This is a genomic window from Collinsella sp. LCP19S3_D3, assembly GCF_052121455.1.
GTDB lineage: Bacteria > Actinomycetota > Coriobacteriia > Coriobacteriales > Coriobacteriaceae > Collinsella.
In genome coordinates, this window is the sequence record NZ_JBQKEF010000015.1 from 41358 (window position 1) to 48943 (window position 7586).

The 7586-nt window shown below is 62.5% G+C and carries 5 protein-coding genes; 4 read left to right on the forward strand and 1 reads right to left on the reverse strand.

Annotated elements, in window-relative coordinates; all coding sequences use genetic code 11:
* Nucleotides 1–156: 156 nt before the first annotated feature.
* The 4 genes from ACTQXM_RS06970 (at nucleotide 157) to ACTQXM_RS06985 (ending at nucleotide 6518) form a co-directional block, all read left to right on the forward strand.
* Nucleotides 157–2115 (forward strand): U32 family peptidase, encoded by a 1959-nt coding sequence (locus ACTQXM_RS06970; RefSeq protein WP_441537408.1) that lies wholly within the window; start codon nucleotides 157–159, stop codon nucleotides 2113–2115.
* A 96-nt stretch (nucleotides 2116–2211) separates the two neighbouring features.
* On the forward strand, nucleotides 2212–3423 hold the full coding sequence (gene tyrS / locus ACTQXM_RS06975; protein ID WP_117848934.1) for a tyrosine--tRNA ligase: 1212 nt from the start codon (nucleotides 2212–2214) through the stop codon (nucleotides 3421–3423).
* 273 nt (nucleotides 3424–3696) lie between these two features.
* Nucleotides 3697–5517 carry an adenine deaminase gene (locus tag ACTQXM_RS06980; RefSeq protein WP_441044634.1) on the forward strand — a complete coding sequence of 607 codons (1821 nt, stop codon included), beginning with the start codon at nucleotides 3697–3699 and terminating at the stop codon, nucleotides 5515–5517.
* Nucleotides 5518–5723: 206 nt separating this feature from the next.
* Complete coding sequence (locus ACTQXM_RS06985; RefSeq protein ID WP_427794984.1) at nucleotides 5724–6518, forward strand: Cof-type HAD-IIB family hydrolase; 795 nt, start codon at nucleotides 5724–5726, stop codon at nucleotides 6516–6518.
* Nucleotides 6519–6636: 118 nt separating this feature from the next.
* Here ACTQXM_RS06985 and ACTQXM_RS06990 read toward each other — a convergent pair whose 3' ends face one another.
* Nucleotides 6637–7500 (reverse strand): Cof-type HAD-IIB family hydrolase, encoded by an 864-nt coding sequence (locus tag ACTQXM_RS06990; protein WP_441049197.1) that lies wholly within the window; start codon nucleotides 7498–7500, stop codon nucleotides 6637–6639.
* Between the last annotated feature and the right edge of the window lie 86 nt (nucleotides 7501–7586).

Genomic DNA, 7586 nt, shown 5'->3' on the forward strand with positions numbered 1-7586 from the left:
TGACCTCCAAGTATGTCGTGCCAGGCGGCGGGTATGCGTCGGGCAGGATGGACATAAGTTATTACACGATAAACCAATCGAGCCGCGCGAAGCCTCGTGTATGCTGGTTGACGGCAATTAACAGAGTGATTGCATACCTTGGTAAGGAGTTTGCCGATGGCGATTTGGGCGACTGAGCCTAGCAGACAATGCGGGAATGGGACGCCAACATCGGGGCTGGCACTGCCCGAGCTGTTGGCTCCGGCTGGCGGGCTCAATCAGATGCTCGCCGCGATCGCGGCAGGTGCCGATGCCATTTATGCCGGGTTGAGCGGATTTAACGCCCGCGTGAGTGCGCACGGGTTTAGTGATGACGAATTTGCGCGCGGGTGTGCCGTGGCGCACGCTCATGGTGCGCGCGTGTACGTGACGCTCAACGTATTCGTGTTCGACGACGAGCTGTCCGAAGCCGTGGCACTGGGGGCACATGCGCATGCGCTGGGCGCCGATGCACTGATCGTGGCAGATGCGGGCCTAGCCCGCGCGCTGCATGCGGCAATTCCGGGGGTCGAGATTCATCTGTCCACCCAAGCGGGTGTCCATAGCAAGGGCGCCGTGCGTTTGGCGGCTGACGAGCTGGGGGTCGAGCGCGTGACGACGGCGCGCGAGCTGACCGTGGCAGAGATTGCGACGCTCTGCGCTACCGGTGTGCCCATCGAGGTGTTCTGCCATGGCGCCATATGCATTGGCTATTCGGGCGCGTGCGAGTTTTCGGCCCTGCGGCGCGGACGGTCGGCGATGCGTGGCGACTGCACGCAGCCGTGCCGCCTGGCATACGATTTGGTGGATGAGGCTGGGGAGAGCGTCGTTGCCGTCGAAGGCGATCGTCTGCTCTGCCCGCGTGACTATCTGGGCATTGCTCATTTACCCGAGCTTGTTGCTGCCGGGGTGGCGTCGCTCAAGATCGAGGGGCGTATGAAGAACCCCGACTACGTCTACAACGTGGTGCGGGCGTGGCGCCGGGCGCTCGATATGCTGCGTGATGGCGCGTGGGATCCCGATGCCGTGCAGGCGCTCGAACGTGAGCTGGGAAGATCGTTTAACCGCGGGTTTACCGACGCGTATCTGCGAGGCCGCTCGGGCGCGGAGCTTATGAGTTTTGAACGCGCGATCAACCAGGGCGTGCGTGTGGGCCGTTTGGTTGCCGTGGGACACGAGGAAGTGACCGTCGAGCTCGATGCCGCCGTGGCGGCGGGCGATACGCTCGAGATCAGGTTTTACCCGGGCGCCGACGCGCGTCCCGATGTACCTAAACGCTGGCCGCAGGTTCCCTGCCCGGTGGATGCCGCGGCGGGGGAGCGCATCGTTGTCCATTGCAAGCGCAAGGTCGACGCGGGCTGCGAAGTGTATCTGATTCGCAGCGCTGGTGTGCTTGAGCAAACGGCGGCGGCGCTGGAGCGCATGCGGGCCGAGGCCGATGCGGCCGTGCTTGCGAAACGCGCTGTCGAGACGCTGCCGTTTGCGGGCGTTCTGATGGATAGCGGAACGCAGCCGGAAGAACCTGCAGAGTCTGTCGCCGCTCGCTTGGTCTTTGCCTGGCAGCTGATGGAGCAGGACCCGAACGAAGAGCTCGACCTGTCCGGTGCGACTGTTGTGCTCGACGAGGTCTGCCGTGTGGGCGATATCGAGCGCACTCGGTCGCTCATGCAGCGCGCCGGCCGCATCGTCTGTCGTAATCTGGGACAAGTGGCGATAGCTCGCGAACTGCGCGTCGTCTTTGACGTGGCAGCGCCGGTGTTCTGTGCGAACCGGGCAACGCTCGCCTGGTTGCGAGGGCTTGGGGCGCAGCGCGTGTTTTTGCCTGCCGAACTTGTCGCTCACGATGCGAAACGCGTTGCCGAGCTTGCCGCCTGTCCTGGCGTCCTGGGCCCCGTCGATACCGATCGTCCCGAGCTTATGGTGTGCGAGCACTGCCTGCTGACCGCCGAGGGCGTCTGTGCCACCGATGCGACGGGACAGGCCTGTTGCCGCGACTGCTTGCGTCGCCGGCAGACGCGCTATCTGGTTGAGCGCGACGGTACACGTTTGCCAGTTGCCATCGACGCATGCGGCAGGACGAGGATTTTCCTGTCGTAGGTGCCGCGTCGCGTCAGTTTGTTATCATATGAGAGTTTATGGACTTCCAGCACCGCCGTTTTCGGCGAGGGTGCTATAGCAAAAGGAGGATACCCAATGCTGTCTGTTGACGAGCAAATGCGTATCATCACCTCGGGCGCCGCGAAGATCGTCCCCGAGGCCGACCTTCGTAAGAAGCTTGAGAAGGGTGAGCCCCTCAACATCAAGCTCGGCGTCGATCCCACCAGTCCCGACCTGCACCTGGGCCACGCCGTGCCCCTGCGCAAGATGCGCCAGTTCCAGGACCTGGGCCATAACGTCACCCTGATCATCGGCAACGGTACCGCGCTGATCGGCGATCCTTCGGGCAAGAACTCCACCCGCCCGCAGCTTTCTCAGGAGCAGATCGAGGCCAACGCCGAGACTTACGTGAGCCAGGCCATGAAGATCTTGGACCCCGAGAAGACCACCATCGTGCACAACGGCGACTGGATCTTGTCGATGGACCTGGCCGGTCTGCTGCAGGTGTGCTCCAAGTTCACCGTCGCCCGCATTCTTGAGCGCGATGACTTTACCAAGCGCTATCAGTCCCAGACGCCGATCGCCCTGCACGAGTTCCTGTATCCCGTGATGCAGGCATACGATTCGGTCATGATCAAGGCTGACGTGGAGATGGGCGGCACCGACCAGCTTTTCAACCTGCTCGCCGGCCGTGAGCTCATGGAGAAGATGGGCATGGAGCCGCAGATCGCGCTCACCATGCCGCTGCTCGAGGGCACCGATGGCGTCCGTAAGATGTCCAAGTCCTATGGCAACTACATCGGTCTGACCGACGCGCCCAAGGATATGTTCGGCAAGACTATGTCCATCCCCGACGAGATGATCGGCAAGTACTACCGCCTGGCGAGCTCGCTCACCCCGGCCGAGGTCGACAAGATCGACGCTGCCCTGGCCGATGGCTCTGCCGATCCCTATGAGCTCAAGCGCGCTCTGGGCCGCGACCTGTGCGACACCTACCACGGCGCCGGTGCCGGCGACGAGGCCCAGGCCGAGTTCGACCGTGTGTTCAAGGAGGGCCAGCTTGCCGACTTCCCCGAGAAGCACGTTGAGCTGACTGTAAACGACGAGGGCCAGATTTACCTTGCCGGCCTGCTCAAGGACCTGGGTCTTTCGGCCAGCGCCGGTCAGGCTCGTCGCGACATTGACGGCGGCGGTGTCAAGATCAACGGCAAGGCCGTGGCTCCCAAGAGCTACAACATCGACCCCAGTGCCCTCAAGCTGGGCGACACCCTTTCCGTGGGCAAGCGCAAGGGCTTTAAGTTGGTCTAACGAGCAAGTTGACCTCACAAGTGCAACAAGGCCGCAGCCGGGATTTCCGACTGCGGCCTTTTTGGCGCTTAGGGATGATCCTTTTGTGCCGGCACTTTGGGACACTCCTTGTCAGTGGTGCAAAGAAGCCTGTCCCCATTGCGCCAAGTGGTGTGTGCCGTTAAGCAGAGGGGCGTATTGCTGGCCCATCGTTTGGGCATACAATGGCTATTGGCTTGCTGCGGTGAAGGTCTGTCCGCTCCGCAGCTTTTTTCTACGGTTAAAGGAGTATGTATGTCCGTTGAGGTCATGAGGTCTGTGATCGATGCCGCCGAGGGCCGCGTGCCCGTCGACACACTGTTTGCCAACGCACAGATCGTTGATGTGTACGGTCAGCGCGTGGCGCCCGGTAGCGTCGCCGTCAAGGACGGCGTGATTGTCGGTGTTCTCTACGATGGTCGAGATGACGCTGCTGGCACGTACGAGGCAGCTGAGGTTATCGACTGTCAGGGTCGCTATCTCGCACCCGGCTTTATCGACGGACATCTGCATATCGAGTCCTCGAACATCCGTCCCGCCGAGTATGCGCGCATGGCGGCGACGCGTGGCACCACCACCGCTATTGCCGACAGCCACGAGATCGCTAACGTTTCCGGCCTAGACGGCCTGCGCTTTATGATTGAGGACGGTTGTCGCGCGCCCATCTCCATCAAGTACATGATGCCTTCGTGCGTGCCCGCACTGCCCGACGAGCAGGCCGGTGCCGTCATCACTGCTGCCGATATGCAGGCGTTTTTTGCCGAGCATCCGGGCGACGTCTTTGGTCTGGGCGAAATGATGAACCTGCCGGGTGTCTTTATGGCCGACCCCGAGACCTGCGCTCGCATCGATGCTGCCAACCAGACACCGTCCAAGCAGGTTGACGGTCATGCTCCGCTTGTTGCCGGCAAGGATCTCAACGCCTATGCCGCGGCGGGTATTATCGCCGACCACGAGTCGACGATTCCCGAGGAAGCGCTCGACAAGCTATCCCGCGGCATGTATGTCATGCTGCGCGAGGGCACCTGCAGCCATGATCTTGCCAACCTGTCGCCTATGCTGCTGGAAAACCCCGCCCGTGCCCGCCGCTGCTGCTTCGCGACCGATGACCGCGCTCCCTCCGATGCACTTTCGACCGGCATGATCGACAATGCCTGCCGCGTGGCTATCGAGGCCGGCATCGACCCGGTGGTCGCCATCTCCATGGCGTCCCTTTCCACGGCCGAGGCCTTTGGCCTGGACCACGGCTGTCGTGACCCGCATGAGCTCCGCGGCGCCATCGCTCCGGGCAAGCGTGCCGACCTGCTGGTGCTCAACGATCTGACGTTTGCCACGGCCCCGCATCGCGTATATGCCGCCGGTGCTCTGGTGGCGCAGGATGGCACCTTTGTGGGCGAGATCGCACCCGAGATGGCTGAGGTTGCAGCCCTTGCCGATGAGCTGCGCGCCTCTGTTAAGCTGCCGAAGCTTTCGCTCGACGTTTTCGACTATGCCTTTAAGCCGGGCGAGGCTGTGATTGACGTGGTGCCGGGTAAGGCCATCACGGGTATGGCTCGCCCCGAGAGCGCCGAGGGCCTGCGCCGCATTATGCTGATTGAGCGCCATGGCCGCGGCGTGTCGCTGCAAGCCGAGGGCGTCGACGGCGACGGCCCCGCTGGCCTGGGCCTGGTCGGCAAGCATATCGGTCGCGGCTGGGTGCGCGGTTTCACCATCACCGGTGGCGCCATTGCCTCCACAATCGGCCACGACTCGCACAACGTGTGCGTGGTGGGCGACAACGCCGCCGATATGATGGCTGCTGTTGAGGCCGTGGGCCAGGGCGGTCACGTGCTGGTGCGCAACGGCGAGGTCGTGGCGCGCATTCCGCTGGCGCTCGGTGGCCTGATGAGCGAGGGCACGGCCGAGGATGTCGCGGCGCAGCACGACGACTTTATGGTCAAGGCGCGCGCCATGGGTATTGAGCCGCCGCTCGACCCCATCATGGGCATCATCTTCCTGCCCCTGCCGGTCATCCCGACGCTCCGCATCCGCCCCGAGGGCATGTTCGACGTCACGACCTTCACCTACGCCGACTAGTCATCGGGGACGTTCTTAAACGACTAGTCGCTGGGGACACTCTTTGGCGTGTCGCCTGACGCCGCGACCGTGGGCTCTCTGGCGCGCGTGAGCTATTTGCCAGGTCTATGTAACGTTTATGACTGCGGGGTCTTATTTGAGCTCCCTTTGGGTACGTTGGAATCGGATACACGTTCGATTCCAGCAAGCCCGAAGGGAGCTTTTCTATGTTTAAGCTGATTGCATCCGATATGGACGGCACGTTGCTTGACGAAAACGGCCAGGTGCCTCCCGAGACCTACGAACTGATTTTGGCGCTACGCGAGCATGGCGTGCATTTTGCCGCATCGTCAGGCCGCCGCTACGATCGCCTGTGCGAGTTCTTTGCGCCCGTTCGCGACAAAATGGACTTTGTCGCAGCTAACGGTGCCCAGGTCTACGCCGACGGCAAAATGGTAGGCCGTGAGGTGTATTCGCACCTGGCGATTCGAAAGCTAGCCCAGGCCGTCGCGACGTTTCCCAATCTGCATCTTGCGCTCTTTGACCGAACCAAGTCCTTCTTGCTCGATGACGAGAGTAAGTTCGTGCGCGAGGTGGATAAGGACCTTCCCAATGCCGAGCGCATTTGGGAGCTGCCCGATCCCAGCGTAAATATCATCAAGGCGAGTATCTTTTGCGATGATGGTGCCGTTATGGACAGCGCTTACGTACTGCAGCGCGAGCTCGGCCAGTTCTTTACCTTTGCGCCTTCGGGCAACGCGTGGATCGATGCCATGCAGCCCGGTGTGTCGAAGGCCTCGGGCATCGCACAGCTCATGGAGCACTATGGCGTCGAACGCGACGAGGTCATGGCTTTTGGCGACTCGATGAACGACTACGAGATCATTCGCTTTGTCGGCACGGGCTGCGCGATGGAAAACGCGCGCCCCGCGCTCAAGGCAGTCGCCGATCGCGTGGTGGGGTGCAACCGCGACCACGCCGTCCAGCAGGAGCTCCGTCGCGTGCTGGAGAGTCTCGCCTAATTCGGCAGATGGGGACAGTCCTTGCAGCGCCCCGCGAAGAGTGCCCCCAACGACTACTGTGACCAGGGTAGCTAAAAAAGCCCCGTCCCAAATTAGCTACCCTGCCGGGTTGCTGCTGCTAGGCGAGGGCGGCCATGATGGTGTGGGCGACGCCGTCGTGGTCGTTGTCGTGTTCGGTGATGGCGTCGGCGGCCTTGCGGTCCTCGGGCTCGGCGTTGATCATGGCCATGCCGTGGCCCGCCGCCTGCAGCATGGGTATGTCGTTGATGTTGTCGCCGAACGCCCAGGCGTCGGCGAGAGGCTCGCCCAGATGCCCACATAGCCAAGCCAATGCCGTTCCCTTGGTGGCGCCCCCGCCCATGACCTCGATATTCATGGCGTACGAACGCGTGACCTCAATGCCTTCGAGTGTGTCGAGCGCCGCCACGATAGCATCGCGGTCGGCTGAGTCGTGCCAGTACATGGCGATGCGTTCGAGCACCTCGACCTCGTCGATTTTGCTGTCGATATCCATGTCGATCGGCGTTCGCGTGCGCTTGAGCGAAGCCGCGATGTGAGGATCTCCGCCGCAGAATTCGTCCAGGCGCGTGTAGAGCGAGCGGGGGAGGAAGCACCGCCCGTCCGCGAAGATATCGAAGGTCACATCGTGGCCGGCGGCAATGCTATGGACGCGGTGGGCGATGGCGCGGTCGAGCGGTCGGCTCAATATGCGCGTGGCGCGTGAGGCATCGGTGGGCACATCCTCGTCGAGCTGCCAGACGCTAGCGCCATTGGCGCAGACTGCGTAGTGCACGGCAGGATGGGCGAGGATGGCCTCAAAGACGCCCGACAGCGGACGCCCCGTGCACGGTACAAACTCAATGCCGCGACGTGCGAGCTCGTCGAGCATCGTCCAGGTGGCGTCGCTCATCTGCTTGTCACTCGTCAACAGTGTTCCATCCATATCGGAAAAAACAAGAGGCTTCGGTAGTTTGTGTGACAAGGGGCTAGCCTAGGCAGCAACGCTCTTCGCTCCCTTCACGCCCTTCTTCCTCGCCTTCACCGGGCGACCCGGGAGCTGGGGCTGGC

What these genes read in the sequence shown, in the direction of transcription:
- ACTQXM_RS06980 (WP_441044634.1), top strand. Translation starts at nt 3,697, where the DNA reads ATGTCCGTTGAGGTCATGAGGTCTGTGATCGATGCCGCCGAGGGCCGC.
- tyrS (WP_117848934.1), top strand. Translation starts at nt 2,212, where the DNA reads ATGCTGTCTGTTGACGAGCAAATGCGTATCATCACCTCGGGCGCCGCG.
- ACTQXM_RS06985 (WP_427794984.1), top strand. Translation starts at nt 5,724, where the DNA reads ATGTTTAAGCTGATTGCATCCGATATGGACGGCACGTTGCTTGACGAA.
- ACTQXM_RS06970 (WP_441537408.1), top strand. Translation starts at nt 157, where the DNA reads ATGGCGATTTGGGCGACTGAGCCTAGCAGACAATGCGGGAATGGGACG.